Annotated in this window: 11 protein-coding genes; 2 read left to right on the top strand and 9 right to left on the bottom strand. The window is 74.2% G+C overall.

Features of this window, described 5'->3' with window-relative positions; all coding sequences use genetic code 11:
- Nucleotides 1-13 precede the first annotated feature (13 nt).
- The gene (locus LRS74_RS18975) at nucleotides 14-886 is read right to left on the bottom strand and encodes an alpha/beta hydrolase (RefSeq protein ID WP_277742110.1); all 873 of its coding nucleotides are present in this window, start codon (nucleotides 884-886) and stop codon (nucleotides 14-16) included.
- Between the two features lie 1,366 nt (nucleotides 887-2,252).
- The gene (locus LRS74_RS18970; RefSeq protein WP_277742109.1) at nucleotides 2,253-2,945 is read right to left on the bottom strand and encodes a metal-dependent transcriptional regulator; all 693 of its coding nucleotides are present in this window, start codon (nucleotides 2,943-2,945) and stop codon (nucleotides 2,253-2,255) included.
- A gap of 170 nt (nucleotides 2,946-3,115) precedes the next feature.
- Here LRS74_RS18970 and LRS74_RS18965 point away from each other — a divergent pair, with 170 nt between their 5' ends.
- Nucleotides 3,116-3,871: an SIS domain-containing protein gene (locus tag LRS74_RS18965; protein ID WP_277742108.1), complete on the top strand. Its 756-nt coding sequence runs from the start codon at nucleotides 3,116-3,118 to the stop codon at nucleotides 3,869-3,871.
- A gap of 82 nt (nucleotides 3,872-3,953) precedes the next feature.
- Here the strand turns inward: LRS74_RS18965 and LRS74_RS18960 are convergent, their stop codons facing one another.
- Together LRS74_RS18960 and pdxH are read right to left on the bottom strand one after the other, a co-directional pair.
- On the bottom strand, nucleotides 3,954-5,483 hold the full coding sequence (locus LRS74_RS18960; RefSeq protein ID WP_277744821.1) for a PAS domain-containing protein: 1,530 nt from the start codon (nucleotides 5,481-5,483) through the stop codon (nucleotides 3,954-3,956).
- A 636-nt stretch (nucleotides 5,484-6,119) separates the two neighbouring features.
- The gene (gene pdxH, locus LRS74_RS18955; protein WP_277744820.1) at nucleotides 6,120-6,758 is read right to left on the bottom strand and encodes a pyridoxamine 5'-phosphate oxidase; all 639 of its coding nucleotides are present in this window, start codon (nucleotides 6,756-6,758) and stop codon (nucleotides 6,120-6,122) included.
- Nucleotides 6,759-7,207: 449 nt separating this feature from the next.
- Here pdxH and LRS74_RS18950 point away from each other — a divergent pair, with 449 nt between their 5' ends.
- Complete coding sequence (locus tag LRS74_RS18950; RefSeq protein ID WP_277742107.1) at nucleotides 7,208-8,308, top strand: citrate synthase 2; 1,101 nt, start codon at nucleotides 7,208-7,210, stop codon at nucleotides 8,306-8,308.
- 769 nt (nucleotides 8,309-9,077) lie between these two features.
- Here the strand turns inward: LRS74_RS18950 and LRS74_RS18945 are convergent.
- The 5 genes from LRS74_RS18945 to LRS74_RS18925 all read right to left on the bottom strand — a co-directional run bounded on the left by LRS74_RS18945 (nucleotide 9,078) and on the right by LRS74_RS18925 (nucleotide 15,610).
- Nucleotides 9,078-9,725, bottom strand: a complete 648-nt coding sequence (locus LRS74_RS18945) for a TetR/AcrR family transcriptional regulator (protein WP_277742106.1) — start codon at nucleotides 9,723-9,725, stop codon at nucleotides 9,078-9,080.
- The gene (locus LRS74_RS18940) at nucleotides 9,710-10,489 is read right to left on the bottom strand and encodes an enoyl-CoA hydratase family protein (protein ID WP_277742105.1); all 780 of its coding nucleotides are present in this window, start codon (nucleotides 10,487-10,489) and stop codon (nucleotides 9,710-9,712) included. Before LRS74_RS18940 ends, LRS74_RS18945 begins: the two co-directional genes overlap by 16 nt.
- Before the next feature lie 80 nt (nucleotides 10,490-10,569).
- Nucleotides 10,570-12,228 (bottom strand): AMP-binding protein, encoded by a 1,659-nt coding sequence (locus tag LRS74_RS18935; RefSeq protein ID WP_277742104.1) that lies wholly within the window; start codon nucleotides 12,226-12,228, stop codon nucleotides 10,570-10,572.
- 128 nt (nucleotides 12,229-12,356) lie between these two features.
- Complete coding sequence (locus LRS74_RS18930; RefSeq protein ID WP_277742103.1) at nucleotides 12,357-13,520, bottom strand: acyl-CoA dehydrogenase family protein; 1,164 nt, start codon at nucleotides 13,518-13,520, stop codon at nucleotides 12,357-12,359.
- Between the two features lie 137 nt (nucleotides 13,521-13,657).
- Nucleotides 13,658-15,610, bottom strand: a complete 1,953-nt coding sequence (locus tag LRS74_RS18925) for a biotin carboxylase N-terminal domain-containing protein (RefSeq protein ID WP_277742102.1) — start codon at nucleotides 15,608-15,610, stop codon at nucleotides 13,658-13,660.

Genomic DNA, 15,610 nt, shown 5'->3' with positions numbered 1-15,610 from the left:
GGGCGCGCCGCCGCTACGCCGGCACCGCCGCCGCCAGGAACGACTCGACCTCGCGGCGCCAGCCCTCCGGCTGGTCGTAGTGGAGCAGATGGCCCGCGTCCGGCACCTCGGCATACTGCCCGCGCGGGAGGACGCGGACCATCTCCTGGGCCTCGGCCCGCCCGAGCTCGCCGTCCAGGCCGCGGATGACCAGGGTCGGGCACTCGACCAGGGCGAGCTCCTCCCAGTGCGCGTCATGCACCCAGGTCTCACGGGAGGTGAGCATCTGGCGGCGGGAGAAGACGGGGCGCCATCCGTCGGCGCGCTCGGTCATCACCTCCGCGAAGAACTCACCCCGGGACGGGTTGGGACGCTCCAGCCAGGGGTCGTCCTCCCCGAACCACCTGCGGACGTCGGCGAGCGTGGCGAACGGCAGCGGCCAGGACCGGAACCAGTCCGCCCACTCGCGCTGGGACGCGGCACCGAGGGCGGAGGCCCGCATATCGGCGATGACCAGGGCCCGCACGAGATCGGGGCGCCGGGCGGCGAGCTGCCAGGCGGTGAGGGCGCCCATGGAGTGGCCGATCAGGGTGACGGGGGCGAGACCGAGCCGCTCCACGGCGCATTCGGCGTCGGCCACGTACGCCTCCCGCGTATACGGGCCGTCAGCGGGCTTGTCGCTGCGCCCATGGCCACGCTGGTCCAAGGCGACCGCGCGATGTCGGGTGGCGAGCCAGCGGGCGGTCTCCGCCCAGTGCGAGGCGCGACCCATGAGCCCGTGCAACAGCAGGACTCCGGAGCGGTGGGCCTCCGCTTGGTCGCCGCCCGCCGGTTTGGGCGGGTCGGTGAACTCCCAGGCAGCGAGCCGTACGCTGCCGGCTCCGATGACGTTGATGCGCCGCACCATGGGTCCTGGCACCCCCATTCGCCTCTCGACTGTCTCTGACCGACTCAGGCTATCGAACTCGTATTCGAACAAAGGCTTTTGGCGCGTAACACCCCTCGTTTGAGTGACCGGCTAAGAGGATTGGGCCCCTCCGCCATGGGGAGACAAGGAGCGGGAGGCGGACCACTTGGGGAAGGGGGTCCGCCAGGGCAGACCCTGAGAGCTCGGGGCTTTGGGTCGCCACCGCCTCCGGTGGGAGGGTGCGCTGCACAGCGGGCCCTGCCGCCGGAGGCAATGAGGGGAAAAGTGGGGGGACATGGGGAGGCGGGGCCCCGGCGGCGCAGGCCGCCGGGGCCCCGCGCCATGCGGGCCCGCCGTGGCCGCTGCCGCCGTCCAGTGGCCGCCGCGCCGCACTCCCGGCGCGTCGCCCACGTATGCGTCCTCGCCCGACCGCCCGGGACCCGCGCCCGGCCGGCACGCCGCCGACACCGGCGGCCACGGCGAACCCTCGCAACCCGCCCGCCGTGTCAGCCGCGCCCACCGCCTCGCCCCATGGGCCCATCGCGCCCCCTGCGCGTCCGCGCACTTATGCGTCCGTACGCATATGCGTCAGCGACAGAGTGGCACGCCCGGGCCCGGCCCGCTCGATTTCCGACAACTCCGCCCGGTAGGCGCCCCGATGCCGCAGGTCGCGGGGGAAACTCGGCCGAATAGGGTGAACTTGCCCGTCGCTGCGCCCCCGCTCCGCGGGCCCCGCGGCTGCGAGGTCGTGCGGCCGCGAAGTCGTGCGGCTGCCATCGTGCGGCTGCGCGCCGCGGGGCGGCATTCGGCCCGGCCGACCGCGGCTCTCGTCTCGCGCCTACGGCGCACAGCGGCACCAACGGGAAGGAGGGAGGCGGCCGCGGCGCCGTCGCCGTCCGACGCCCCGGTGACCGGTGACCGGTTGGCCGACGAACGACCAGCCGCCGCGGCTCAGGCCCGTGTTCCTCTCATACGGCCGGTAAGTCAGGCCACGTCACCCGTACAGCCCGTGTCTCGCGGCGCGGGCGCGGATACCCCTCGCAGAATCGGTTGTCGGAGTACTTGCTCCGCATCAAGCAATCCTGCGAAGAGACACCTCCTGCGCCCGGCACGCGGATGCAGTGTGCGTCGCAGAATCGGTTGCCGGAGTACTTGCGCTACATCAAGCGATCCTGCGAACGGATACGCCGCGCCCGGCGCGGCCGGGGATGGTCACCCGGCAGCAGCCGGCCACGGCGCCAGGCCCGCCCCTCCGCTCCACCGCTGGCCGCAGTGCGCCGCAGGCGCGAAACGAAACCCGCGCACGGTAGAGCAGAATGCCGCCCCGCAGCGTGCGGCCGTAAGAGCCGCACCCGTGAGACGGCGGCTAGCGCTTGGCCACGAAGACGTGGGAGGCGATCTCGGGCTCCAGCTCGGCCGACTCGCCGCTGCTGCCCACGAGCACGCCGCCCGCGGACTCCGTCACGCTGACGACCGAGCCGGGCTGGATGCCGGCGCGCCGCAGCGTGTACATCAGCTGGGCGTCCATCTGGATCGGCTCGCCGATGCGGCGCACGACCACGGTCTTGCCCTCGGTGCCCGGGTCCAGCTCGGTGAGGCTGACCATGGACTCGTCCAGGAACGGGTCGGCCTCGGCCTTCTCGCCGAGCTCCTCCAGGCCGGGGATCGGGTTGCCGTACGGCGACTCGGTGGGGTGGCGCAGCAGCTCCAGCACGCGGCGCTCCACCGCCTCGCTCATCACGTGCTCCCAACGGCACGCCTCGGCGTGCACCTGCTCCCACTCCAGGCCGATGACGTCGACCAGCAGGCACTCGGCCAGCCGGTGCTTGCGCATCACGCGCGTGGCCAGCCGGCGGCCCTCGTCCGTCAGCTCCAGATGGCGGTCGCCGGCCACTTGGACCAGCCCGTCGCGCTCCATCCGCGCCACCGTCTGGCTGACCGTCGGACCACTCTGGTCGAGCCGCTCCGCGATGCGGGCCCGCATGGGGACCACACCCTCCTCTTCCAGCTCGAGGATGGTGCGGAGATACATCTCCGTCGTGTCGATGAGTCCGGACATGCGTGCCCCTCGATGGTGTCGTGCGGTGGCCCTGCCGTTAATTCTGACGCATCCCACCGACAACGGGGTCCAGAGCGGCACTCCGTATTGACAGACGGATGGTCCAGACCGCAACGTGATCCGCGCCACCCAGCGTACGCACCCACGGAGACGGAAAGGGCACCGCGCCGATGAGCGACCCCAAGTTGGCCGGGCAGTACTTCGACGCGGCCATCGGCCTGCTCCAGCGGGTCCGGGACGAGGAGGCCGAGCGCATCGCCGCCGCGGGGGCGATGATCGCCGACACCGTGGTCGCCGGAGGCCGGCTGTTCACCTTCGGCGCCGGACACTCCTCGCTGCCCGCTCAGGATGTCGTCTACCGCGCGGGCGGGCTGGCCCTGATGAATCTCCTCCCTGTGCCCGGCGTGGTCGGCATCGATGTCGTACCCGCCACGCTCGGCAGCGCGCTGGAGCGGGTGGACGGGCTGGCGGGCGCCGTGCTGGACACCAGCCCGGTCGAGGCCGGCGACCTGCTGATCATCATCTCGCTCTCCGGGCGCAACACGCTGCCCGTGGAGATGGCGCGGAACGCGCGGGCGCTCGGGCTGAAGGTGATCGGCGTGACGTCGCTGGTGTACGCGACCGGCACCACGTCCCGGCACTCCTCCGGAACCTTCCTCAAGGACCACTGCGACCTGGTCCTCGACACCAAGATCCCGCTCGGCGACGCCGAGCTGACCGCCGAGGGGATCGGCTCTCCCTTCGGCCCCGCCTCCACGGTCGTGACCAGCGCGCTGATGCAGGCCGTGGTGGCGACGGCGGCGGGCGAGCTCGCCGCGCGCGGCATCGACCCGCCGATGCTCCGCTCCGGCAACGTGGACGGCGGCCACGAGTGGAACGGACGGGTCATGGCGGAGTACGCCGACCGGATCTTCTACCGGCGGTAGCCGACCCGGCTGCCGCGGAGGCGCGCCCCACCCGCCGGGGCACGCCCACCGCCGCCGGTCCGCCACTCGGCGGCCCAGGCGCTCAGCTCCTCAGCCCGCCCAGCTGGCGCGCCAGGTCCAGGGCGGCCGCCACCCGTACGGACACGTCCTCGGCGTACGCCGCGTCCGAGCGGTCGAAGGGGCGGCGGCTCGGTCCGCGCAGGAAGGTGGCCACGCCCAGCGTGCGGCCCCGGCTGCGGAGCACCGAGCACAGGCCGTGCGCGGTGCCCTCCGGCCACTTGCGGGTGGCCGCCCACTGCGCGGCGGCGGCGCCCTCCATCCGCCCCGAGCTGGCCCGCACCGAACCGCAGCGCTCGGCGGCCTGGAGCGCCGGGTGGCCCTCGATATAGGCGACCGGAATGCCGCCCGAGAGCACCGGCTGACAGGGGCAGGGGCTCAGCCCGCTCGCGCCGGCGGGCGTCGCGGCCGTCCGCACCAACCGCACCGGACCGGTGGGGTCCGGCAGCCCGGCGGAGCCGCCGCCCGCCAGCCCGGCCAGGCCGCCGTCCATCGTCCCGCCGACGGTCGGGGAGGCGCCGGGGGCGTCCGGCCCGCCGCGCCGCGCGACAGCCGGCGGAACGGCGGGCGGCTCCCAGACCAGGTCGATCAGCGCATGGTCCGCGAAGCCCGCCAGCGCGAAGTCCAACTGCACGGTGGCCGCCTCCACCGGGTCCTCGCACTCGGCGGCGGCGCGCGCCGCGCGGTGCAGCTGGTTGCTGCGGAAGCGCAACCGCGAGCTCTCCTGCTCGGCCTGCTTGGCGTCGGTCACGTCCACGAAGATCCAGGCCACCCCGAGCGGCGCCGGCTCCTCGGCGAGCGGTGAGGCCAGCCGCAGGAACCCGCTGCGCCAGCAGCGGCGCTCCAGCTCGCGCTCCCCGCTCATGGAACCGGCCCCGGTACCGGAGCCGGTCCCCGTCCCGGGGCCGTCGTTCTCGCCCGCGTCCCCGCCGCCGCCCCTGGCACGCAGTGTCACCCACATCTCGGCCGGCGCGGGCGGCGTGCCCTCGGCCAGGACGTGTTGGAGGGCGCTCTCCGCCTCCTCCACGCCCTGCGCCAGGACATCGCCCAGCGGGCGCCCGAGCAGCGCCGTACGGCCGGTCCGCAGCGCCCGCGCGGCATGGTCGTTGACCACCGCCGGCCGCAGGTCGGCGTCGACGACGATCACCCCCCACGAGGCGTCGTCCAGCAGCGTCTCGCTCAGCGCGATGGAACGCTCCAGGTCGATCTGGGCGTGCACCTCGCTGAACGCGCAGTACACCCCCGCCGGCCGGCCCCCCGGGCCCTGCACGACCGACGTCTGGGTGCGCACCAGGACCCGGTTGCCCTCCTTGGTGAGCAGTGCGAACTCGTGCACCTGGCGGCCGGCGGCGCTCATCGCGCCCATCAGCCGCGCCTCCACCTCGCGGGCGTCGGCGGGCCGCGCCGCCCACCCGGTGATCCCCCGGCGGCCGACCGCCTCGGCCGCGGTCCAGCCCAGGATGCGCTCCGCCTCGCGGTTCCAGTGGGTGACCGTGCCCTCCGCGTCGAAGGCGCAGAGCGCGGCGTCCATGCCGTCGAGCAGGGCCGCGAGCAGTACGGAGTCGGGGCGGTCGGAGCGGTCGCCGCGATCGGGTTCCGGTGGCGGCGGGGCCGCTTCCGCGGCCAGTGCCGTCGTCGGCTTCGACCGGGCGGGTTCGGAACGTTGCGGAGCGGTCACCCGACACCCCCTGCTGTACGCGCGGTCCGCGGCTGCGGCTGCATCTGCTGCACGTCGGGCTATTGAACTCGAACGTGACGCGTGCCACACGGGGTTCGCCGAAATCGTTGCCCGCCAGAAATTCGGTTGTGCGGGCGCGGAGGGGTTCCTAGTGTGTGAGGTACACGAGAAGGGAGGTGGTTCGGCAGATGTATGGCAACCGGACGCGTGAGGTGGCTGCGGGCTGACGGCCCGTCGTCGCGCTCTTGCGCGGTACCGGCGGTAGTCGCCGGTCCAATTCCCAGCAGTCACCCGACCCGCGGGCTCGCCGGTACGTCCGGCCGGCCCCTCGCACCAGCCGGTGCGAGGGACTGAGCTCGCGGGTCGTCTGCGTGCGCGGCCCCGCCGGGCGGCCGACGGCGAACCAGCCGCGCCCAACGGGCCCGGCGGCCGGCCCCGCCGGATGGGCCCTGCCCGACGGTCCCTGCGCGATGGGCCCCGCCTGATGGGCCCCGCCGCCGACCCTGCGGTCCGCTACGGGCAGAGCCGCTCCACGCGCCAGCCCTGGTCGCCCTCGCCGCCCGTGACGCGCACGTACCGGAGTCGGTCGTGCAGCCGGTTCTCTCGTCCCTGCCAGAACTCCACCGTCTCCGGGATCACCCGGAAGCCGCCCCACTGCGGCGGCACCGGGACCTGCTCGCCCGGCGGATAGCGGTCCGCCAGGTCCACGTAGAGCTGGTCCAGCTCCTCCCTGGAGCCGATCACCGTGGACTGCGGGCTGGCCCACGCTCCCAGCTGGGAGCCGTGCGGGCGGGTGCGGAAGTAGGCCGCCGTCTCATCGCGCCCGGTGCGCTCGGCCACGCCCGTCACCACCACCTGGCGGGCCAGCGGGTGCCAGGGGAAGAGCAGCGAGACATACGGGTTCGCCGCCAGGTCCCGGCCCTTGCGGGAGTCGTAGTTGGTGTAGAAGACGAAGCCGCGGTCGTCATACGACTTCATCAGCACCGTGCGAGAGCTGGGCCGGCCCGCCGCGTCCGCCGTCGAGACGACCATCGCGTTCGGCTCCGGCAGCCCGCTGCGCACCGTCTGCGCGAACCAGCGGGTGAACTCCTCGAACGGGGTGGCGGCCAGATCGGCCTCGGCCAGCCCCTCGGTCCGGTAGTGCTTGCGCATCGCGGCCGGGTCGAGCGTGTAGCCGGCGAGCGAGTCGGGCCGGTCGGGCGCGGAGTCGTGCGGGACGGGAGAATCGTGGCGGGGGACGTCGTGGGAGTCGTCGTGAGGCACGCGCTTATCTTGCAGCATCCCCGGGTGACGACAGGGGACGGTATCGGCCTTCCCTCGGGGCCGACGCGCGTAACCCCTCCGGCCCAAATGGCACGGTGTGCCGCTTCTCACCCTTCCCCGCTGCTGCCCGACCGCGCAAAATCTTGTGCTGGTCCACTGTGGCCGTGCGGCTCCCGCCGCCGTGCGCCGGGGCAGGATGAGCCCCTCCCCGCACGGGGCATCACCGGGGTAACCGAAAAGCACCGCAAGACCCGGGTACACCCGTCAAGAAGCCGATTGAGCCGCTTTTAGTCGACTGTCGACCGCTTCATGTCGACCACATCACGAGGAGCCGCCTGATGTCCGACTTCGTGCCTGGGCTCGAAGGAGTCATCGCGTTCGAGACGGAGATCGCCGAACCCGACAAGGAGGGCGGCGCGCTCCGCTACCGGGGCGTCGACATCGAGGACCTGGTGGGTCACGTCTCCTTCGGGAACGTGTGGGGCCTGCTGGTCGACGGCGCCTTCGATCCCGGTCTGCCGCCGGCCGAGCCCTTCCCCATCCCGGTGCACTCCGGTGACATCCGGGTCGATGTGCAGTCCGCGCTCGCCATGCTGGCGCCCGTCTGGGGCCTCAAACCGCTCCTGGACATCGACGCCGAGCAGGCCCGCGAGGACCTGGCACGGGCCGCCGTGATGGCGCTCTCCTACGTCGCCCAGTCGGCCCGCGGGCAGGGTCTGCCGATGGTGCCCCAGCGGGAGATCGACAAGGCCGAGACCGTGGTGGAGCGGTTCATGCGGCGCTGGCGCGGCGAGCCCGACCCGCGGCACGTCGCCGCCGTCGACGCCTACTGGACCTCCGCCGCCGAGCACGGCATGAACGCGTCCACCTTCACCGCCCGCGTCATCGCCTCCACCGGCGCCGATGTCTCCGCCGCGCTCTCCGGCGCCGTCGGCGCCATGTCCGGCCCGCTGCACGGCGGCGCGCCGTCCCGCGTGCTCGGCATGATCGAGGAGATCGAGCGCACGGGCGACGCGGTCGCGTACGTGAGGAGCGCCCTCGACCGCGGCGAGCGGCTCATGGGCTTCGGCCACCGCGTCTACCGCGCGGAGGACCCGCGCGCCCGGGTGCTGCGGCGCACGGCCAAGGAGCTCGGCGCCCCGCGCTTCGAGGTGGCCGAGGCCCTGGAGCGGGCCGCCCTCGAGGAGCTGCACAACCGGCGGCCGGACCGGGTGCTCGCCACCAACGTGGAGTTCTGGGCCGCCATCGTGCTCGACTTCGCCGAGGTCCCCGCCCACATGTTCACCTCGATGTTCACCTGCGCCCGCACCGCCGGTTGGAGCGCGCACATCCTGGAGCAGAAGCGGACGGGCCGACTGGTCCGGCCGTCGGCCCGCTACGTGGGCCCGGGCGCGCGCAGCCCGCGCGACATCGCCGGCTACGGGGGCGCCTCCCGCTAGGGGTCGACGTCGGGGGGCGTGTGCCCCTGCCTGCGGGTGCCTGCGGCGGGCTGGGCGGGTTGCGTCTGCCCGCGAGTGCGGGTGCCGATCCGGTCGGCGGGATGGTTGCGGTCGTTCGGCACCGCCGGACACCACCGTGGGGCTCCTCGCCGTCGCGGCGGGATGTGGGGGAGCGTGCCACCGCCCCCACGCCCCCGAGCGAGAGCCACGCCCGTTCCCGCGCCGGTTGCGGGCATTTCGGCACCGCCGGACACCGCCGTGGGGCTTCTCGCCGTCGCGGCGAGATGTGGGGGCGTGCCACCGCCCCCACGCCCCGAGCGGGACGCGCGGCGCTCGGCGCACCCCCGTCCCCCAGCCGGTTGCGGCTTGTTCGGCACCGCCGGACACCGCCGCCGGGCTTCTCGCCGTCGCGGCGAGATGTGGGGGCGTGCCACCGCCCCCACATCCCGAGCGGGACGCGCGGCGCTCGGCGCACCCCCGTCCCCCAGCCGGTTGCGGCTTGTTCGGCACCGCCGGACACCGCCGTGGGGCTTCTCGCCGTCGCGGCGGAATGTGGGGGCGTACCACCGCCCCCACGCCCCCGACCGCGGGGGCGCGCGGCGCGGCGCACCCCCGTCCCCCAGCCGGTTGCGGCTTGTTCGGCACCGCCGGACACCACCGCCGGGCTACTCGCCGTCGGATGTGGGGGCGTGCCACCGCTCCCACGGCCCCGCGCTCCCCGAGCGAAGCGCGCGGCGCTGAGGCGGGTCCCCGGTCGCGAGCTGGCTGCTCAGGGTGGGGGTGGGGGTAGGGCGGTGTCCAGGAGGCGGGACCACTCGGTGATGACGCGGGTGCGGCGGGGGGTGTCGTCGGTGAGGAGGTTGGCGAGGCCGAGGCCGCGGGCCATGTCCAGGAGGCCCTGGACGGTCTCGCGGACGCCGGGGACGCCCTCGTCGGCGCCCAGGAGCTCCAGGGCCGTGCGATGGGTCTCGCGGCCGATCCGGGCCTCCAGGGCGGCGACGCGGGCGGCGAGCTGTTCCTCGTGGGAGGCGGCGACCCACAGCTGGAGGGCGGCGCGGAAGAGCGGGCCGGTGTAGAGGTCGACGAGGGCCTCGACGATGGTGCGGGTGCGGGCGACGGAGCCGGCCGGCGGCAGCTTGGCGGCCAGGGCCTTGAGCGCCTCCTGCCGTTCCTCCGCGACCTGCTCCACCGCCGCCGTGAAGAGGTCCTCGCGGGTCGGGAAGTGGTGCTGCGCCGCCCCGCGGGAGACTCCGGCCCGCTCGGCGACCGCCGCGACCGTGGAGCCCGCCCAGCCGTGTTCGGCCAGGCAGGCCACGGCCGCGGACAGCAGCCGCCGTCGGGTGGCGCGGCTGCGGTCCTGTTTGGGCGGGCTCGCCGTACGGCCGCCCGGCGCGGTGGCCCTCACTCCGCCCACCACGGGTCCCTCCGTTCCAGGAAGGCCCGCATGCCCTCGCCCGCCTCGGCGGAGCCGAAGAGCTCCGCCGACCGCTCGGCATAGCGCTCCGCGTCCCGGTCGAAGGCGCGTAGCACCCCCTCCGTGGTCAGCCGCTTGGAGGCGGCCAGGCCCTGTGGGGAGCCGCGGCGGAGCCCGTCCAGGACCGGGGCCAGCGCCTGGTCCGGGTCGCCGTCGGCGAGGGTGACGAGGCCGATACGGGCCGCCTCCGCCGCGTCGAAGCGCTCCCCGGTGAGGTAGTAGCGGGCGGCGGCCCGGGCGTCCAGGCGCGGCAGCAGGGGCAGCGAGATCACCGCCGGGGCCAGCCCCAGCCGGGCCTCGGTGAAGGCGAAGCTCGCGGCGGGCCCGGCCGCCGAGATGTCGCAGGCGCCCAGCAGCCCCAGCCCGCCCGCCCGGACGTGCCCGGTCACCCGGGCCACCACCGGCTTGGGCAGCTCCACGATGGCGCGCAGCAGCGCCACCAGGTCGAGCGGGCCGGTGGGGCGGGGCTCTCGCAGGTCGGCGCCGGCGCAGAAGGTGTTCCCGGTGTGGGTGAGCAGCACCGCGCGGGTGCCCGGGTCCTCGGCCGCCGCCGCCAGCGCCGCGCGCAGCTCGGCGACCAGCCGGGCGGAGAGCGCGTTGCGGTTGTGCGGCGAGTCGAGGGTGAGGGTGGTCAGCCCCCGCTCGTGCGTGGTCCGCACCAGCGGGGTCGGGGCGGCGTCGGGGGACGGGGCCGGGGCGTCGGTCATGGGGTGGTCGGACTCCCTTCTCGGGTGGGTACGGGCACCGCCGGCGCGACCGGGCGCGCCGGCGGCGGGACGGGCGGCGCTTACGGAGCCATCGGGCTCCCCTCGCCGGGCGCGTCGCTCGTCACCCCGCCGGGCGCGTCGCCCGTCACATCACAGGTCACCTCGCTTATCGCGCGCTCCCGGGCGCGCAGCTCGCGACGCAGGATCTTGCCGGCGGCGGAGCGCGGGACGACGGTGGTGAACTCCACGCGACGGACCTTCTTGTACGGCGCCACCTGCCCGGCGACATAGGTGATCAGTTCGGCCTCGCCGATCTCGGCCCCGGGGCGGGGCACGACGTACGCCTTGGGGATCTCGTTGCCGTCGGCGTCGGGCACCCCGACCACGACGGCGTCGGCGACGTCCTCGTGGCCGAGCAGGACGGCCTCCAGTTCGGCGGGGGCGACCTGGTAGCCCTTGTACTTGATCAGCTCCTTGACCCGGTCGACGATGTACACCCACCCCTCCGTGTCGATCCGGCCGACGTCGCCGGTGTGCAGCCAGCCGTCGGCGTCCACCATGGCGGCGGTCTCGGAGGCGCGGCCCAGGTAGCCCTTCATCACCTGCGGTCCGCGCATCCAGAGTTCGCCGGTCTCGCCGACGCCCAGCTCGCGGCCGCCGCCGTCCACCGCGACGATCCGCATCTCGGTGTCGGGCAGCAGCTTGCCGACCGTGCCGGGCGGCACCTCCTCGGCGTACCGGGGCACGCAGTGCGAGCACGGCGACAGCTCGGTCATGCCGTACGCCTGGAGGACCCGTGGCATGTTCAGCCGGCGGGCGCAGGCAGCCGCCAGTTCGGCGTCCAGCGGCGCGGCCGAGCACATCACGTACCGCAGCGAGGAGAGGTCGCGGTGGGGTACGGCCGGGTGCTTGGCGAGCGCCAGCACGATGGGCGGGGCCACGTACAGCGCGGTCACCCGGTGTTTCTCGACGGCGCCGAGGAACTGCTCCAGATCGAAGCGGGGCAGCACGATCACACTGCTGCCGTTGCGCAGCGGGGCGTTCATCAGCGCCGTCAGTCCGTAGATGTGGAAGAACGGCAGCACGGCCAGCAGGCTGTCGTCGGGGTCGGCGGGGATCACGGCGTCGAGCTGCGCGAGGTTGGTGGCGATGCTGCGATGGGTGAGCATCACTCCCTTGGGGACTCCGGTGGTGCCCGAGGAGTAGGGCAGCACCGCGATGTCCACGCCCGGATCGATCTCCACCACCGGCTCCGGGGCGGTGCACTCCAGCATGTCCCGTACCGACCGGTGGCCGGGCGCCCGGTCGCAGAGGAAGATCTCCCGTACCCCGCCCACCTGCTCGGCCGCCTGCCGGGCCACCTCCAGCAGGGCGGCCACCGTGATGATCCATGTCGCCCGCGAGTCGCGCAGCTGCGCGGCGAACTCGGCGGCGGTGGCCAAAGGATGGACGGGGGTGAGCGCGGCGCCGGTGCGGGTGACGCCGTAGCAGACCATCGGGTAGACGATGGAGTTGGGACTGTGCAGCGCGACCACATCCCCCTTGCGCACCCCGGCGTCGGCGAGCGCGGCGGCGAGGCGGCGGGTGTCGTGGTCGAGCCGGGCGTAGCTGACGACGGTGCCGTCCAGCCCGTCGATCAGCGCGGGTCGCTCGCCGTACTCGGCGGCGCGGCCGAGTACGGCGTCGTGGATGGGTTCATCGACGGGCGGGACGGCGGGGTAATCGCTCCGGAACACCATGGCTCGCTCCTCGGGTGTCGGCGGTTCGACGGTCGACGGATACGGCGCTTTCGTAAGGCTGTGTATGGACCGTCCCGGCCGTTTCGCGCAAGCGGCGCACTCGACAACACTCGACAGACGCGATGCGCTCAGTACGACTTGGGGAGCCCGAGCGTCTGGTGCGACACATAGTTGAGGATCATCTCCCGGCTGACCGGCGCGATCCGGGTCACCCGGGCCGCCGTGACCAGCGAGGCGAGGCCGAACTCCGTGGTCAATCCGTTGCCGCCGAGGGTGTGCACGGCCTGGTCGACGGCTTTCACCGCCGCCTCCGCCGCCGCGTACTTCGCCATGTTGGCGGCCTCGCCCGCGCCCGCGTCGTCGCCCGCGTCGAAGAGCCGGGCCGCCTTCTCCGTCATCAGCCGGGCCAGCTCAAGGTCGATGTGGGCCTGCGCCAGCGGGTGGGCGATGGCCTGGTGGGCGCCGATGGGCTGCTTCCACACCTGGCGGGTGCGGGCGTACTCCACCGCCCGACCCAGCGCGTAGCGGCCCAGCCCGATGGCGAAGGCGGCCGTCATGACCCGCTCCGGGTTGAGCCCGGCGAAGAGCTGGTCCAGCCCCGCGTCCTCGTCGCCCACCAGCGCGTCCGCGGGGAGCCGCACCTCGTCCATGACCAGCTCGAACTGCTTCTCCGGAGCGGTCAGTTCCATCGGGATGCGGTGGTGGGAGAAGCCCGGGGTCTGGCGCGGGACGATGAACAGGCAGGGCTTCAGGGTGCCGGTGCGGGCGTCCGCGGTACGGCCGACGATCATCGTGGCGTCGGCGGCGTCCACCCCGGACACGAACACCTTGCGGCCGCTGAGCAGCCAGCCGCCGTCCGGGGCCCGTCGGGCGGTGGTGGTGATCCGGTGCGCGTTGGAGCCGGCGTCCGGCTCGGTGATGCCGAAGGCCATCCGGATGCGACCGTCGGCGATGCCCGGCAGCCAGCGCCGCCGCTGCTCCTCGGTGCCGTAGCGGGCGATCACGGTCCCGCAGATGGCGGGCGAGACGACCATAAGGAGCAGCGGGCAGCCGGCGGTGCCCAGCTCCTCCAGGACGATCGCCAGCTCGGCGATGCCCGCGCCCCCGCCGCCGTACGCCTCCGGCAGGTTGACGCCGATGAAGCCGAGCTTGCCGGCTTCGGCCCACAGTTCGTCGGTGTGCCCGCCCTCGCGGGTGCTGGTGAGGAAGTAGTCGCGGCCGTAGCGCGCGCCGAGGGCGGCGACGGCGGTGCGGAGGTCGTTGTGCTCGGTGATGCCGATGCTGATGCTCACGGTGGCTCCTCCTCGGTTGCTGTGACGCTGTGCGGGGCGGCGCCGTGGGCCTCCGGGGTAGGGCTCCTGGACCGTATATTCACGGGGGATCGCCCCAACACGGGTCGGCAGAGCACTCTTTCCCCTGGCCCGGCGCCTCACGTCTCGTCTCGCTCCGGCACCACCACCGCCAGCAGCGCGCCGACCTCGACCTGCCGGCCGGGGGTCGCGTGCAGCGCGGCGAGGACGCCGTCGGCGGGTGCGGTGATCTTGTGTTCCATCTTCATGGCCTCCAGCCACAGCAGCGGCTGCCCGGCCGTCACCCGATCCCCCTCGGCCAGCCCCTCCGCGATCCGCACCACGGCGCCCGGCATGGGCGCCAGCAGCGAGCCGGGCTCGACGCGGTCCTCGGGGTCCGGGAAACGGGGCAGGGCGGTGAGGGCGTACGAGCCGGTGGCGGTGTCCACGTACACCCGGTCCCCGTAGGTCGAGACCCGGAAGTTCCGTACCACGCCGTCGACTTCGAGGGTGACCCCGTCGGACGCGATGCCGACCACCGCCACCCCCTGAAGGTCCTCCGGGACCGGCCCCTGACGAGTCACGCGGTAACGGACCTCGTATCCATCCCCACCCGGCTCATGGCGGTAGCTCCTGCGCTGCGGCTGGGAGGGGAGGTTCCGCCAGCCCCCGAGCCGGGCCGGGAGCCCGCCGGCGCGTCCCCGCCCCGCGGCGTCCGCCAGCGCGGCGGCCAGCGCCGCGAGCCGGACCGGCCGGTCGTCGGCGTCCGGGGCGGTGAGCTCCGCCAGATGCCGGCCGTAGAAGCCGGTGTCCACCCGGGCGGCCAGGAAGTCCGGGTGACGCAGCGAGCGGACGAGGAGGTCGCGGTTGGTGACCGGGCCGTGGATACGGGCCCGCTCCAGGGCGTGCGCGAGCCGGCGCACCGCCTCGGCACGGGTGGGGGCCCACACGATGACCTTGGCCAGCATCGGGTCGTAGTGGGTGCCGATCACGTCCCCGTCGGCATAGCCGGCGTCGACCCGTGGCGCCGCGGCCGAGCCACCCGGCACGGAGAACGCGTACAACGGCCCCGCCTGCGGCGCCCACCCGCGCGCCGGGTCCTCCGCGTACAGCCGCGCCTCCACCGCGTGCCCGGCGGGCGGCGGCGGTGTTGCGGGCAGCGGTTCGCCCTCCGCGATCCGCAGTTGCAGCGCCACCAGGTCGAGGCGGAACACCGCCTCGGTCACCGGGTGTTCGACCTGGAGCCGGGTGTTCATCTCCAGGAAGTACGGCCGGCCGTCGGCCGTCACCAGGAACTCGACGGTGCCCGCGCCCACGTAGCCGATGGCGCGCGCCGCCGCCACCGCCGCGCCGTGCAGCGTCTCGCGGAGCTCCTCGGCCAGCCCCGGCGCCGGGGCCTCCTCGATCACCTTCTGGTGGCGGCGCTGGAGAGAACAGTCACGGGTGCCCAGCGCCCAGGTGGTACCGACGGCGTCGGCGAGGATCTGCACCTCGACATGGCGGCCGCGCTCCACATACGGCTCCACGAAGACCTCGCCGTCCCCGAAGGCGGCCGCGGCCTCCGCGGCCGCGGAGGCGACCTCCGCGGGCAGCGCCGCGAGCTCGCGCACCACGCGCATCCCGCGCCCGCCGCCGCCCGCCGCGGCCTTGACCAGCACCGGCAGCCGCTCGGCGGTGACCCGCTCCGGATCCAGCGGAGCGAGCAGCGGCACCCCGCACCGGGCCATGAGCTCCTTGGCGCGGGTCTTGGAGGCCATGGCCTCGATCGCTTCGGCGGGCGGCCCGATCCACCGCAGCCCGGCGGCGGTCACCGCCCGCGCGAACTCCGCGTTCTCGGAGAGGAATCCGTAGCCGGGGTGGACGGCGTCGGCGCCCGCCGCGAGCGCCGCCTTCACCAGCAGGTCGGCGCGGAGGTAGGTGTCGGCGGCCGCGGCGCCCGGCAGCCGCACCGCCGCGTCGGCCTCCCGCACGTGCGGCGCCCCGGCGTCCGGGTCGGAGTAGACGGCGACGGTGGCGATGCCCAGTTCGCGGCAGGTGCGGAAGATCCGACGGGCGATCTCGCCCCGGTTGGCGACGAGCACGGAAGAGATCAC

The organism is Streptomyces sp. LX-29 (genome assembly GCF_029541745.1).
Taxonomy (GTDB): Bacteria; Actinomycetota; Actinomycetes; order Streptomycetales; family Streptomycetaceae; genus Streptomyces.
Note: the sequence above shows the minus strand (reverse complement) of the source record. Positions and strands in the feature narration are given on the sequence as shown.

What these genes read in the sequence shown, in the direction of transcription:
- LRS74_RS18965 (WP_277742108.1), top strand. Translation starts at nt 3,116, where the DNA reads ATGAGCGACCCCAAGTTGGCCGGGCAGTACTTCGACGCGGCCATCGGC.
- pdxH (WP_277744820.1), bottom strand. Translation starts at nt 6,758, where the DNA reads ATGCGCAAGCACTACCGGACCGAGGGGCTGGCCGAGGCCGATCTGGCC.
- LRS74_RS18970 (WP_277742109.1), bottom strand. Translation starts at nt 2,945, where the DNA reads ATGTCCGGACTCATCGACACGACGGAGATGTATCTCCGCACCATCCTC.
- LRS74_RS18935 (WP_277742104.1), bottom strand. Translation starts at nt 12,228, where the DNA reads ATGGTGTTCCGGAGCGATTACCCCGCCGTCCCGCCCGTCGATGAACCC.
- LRS74_RS18975 (WP_277742110.1), bottom strand. Translation starts at nt 886, where the DNA reads ATGGTGCGGCGCATCAACGTCATCGGAGCCGGCAGCGTACGGCTCGCT.
- LRS74_RS18950 (WP_277742107.1), top strand. Translation starts at nt 7,208, where the DNA reads ATGTCCGACTTCGTGCCTGGGCTCGAAGGAGTCATCGCGTTCGAGACG.
- LRS74_RS18940 (WP_277742105.1), bottom strand. Translation starts at nt 10,489, where the DNA reads ATGACCGACGCCCCGGCCCCGTCCCCCGACGCCGCCCCGACCCCGCTG.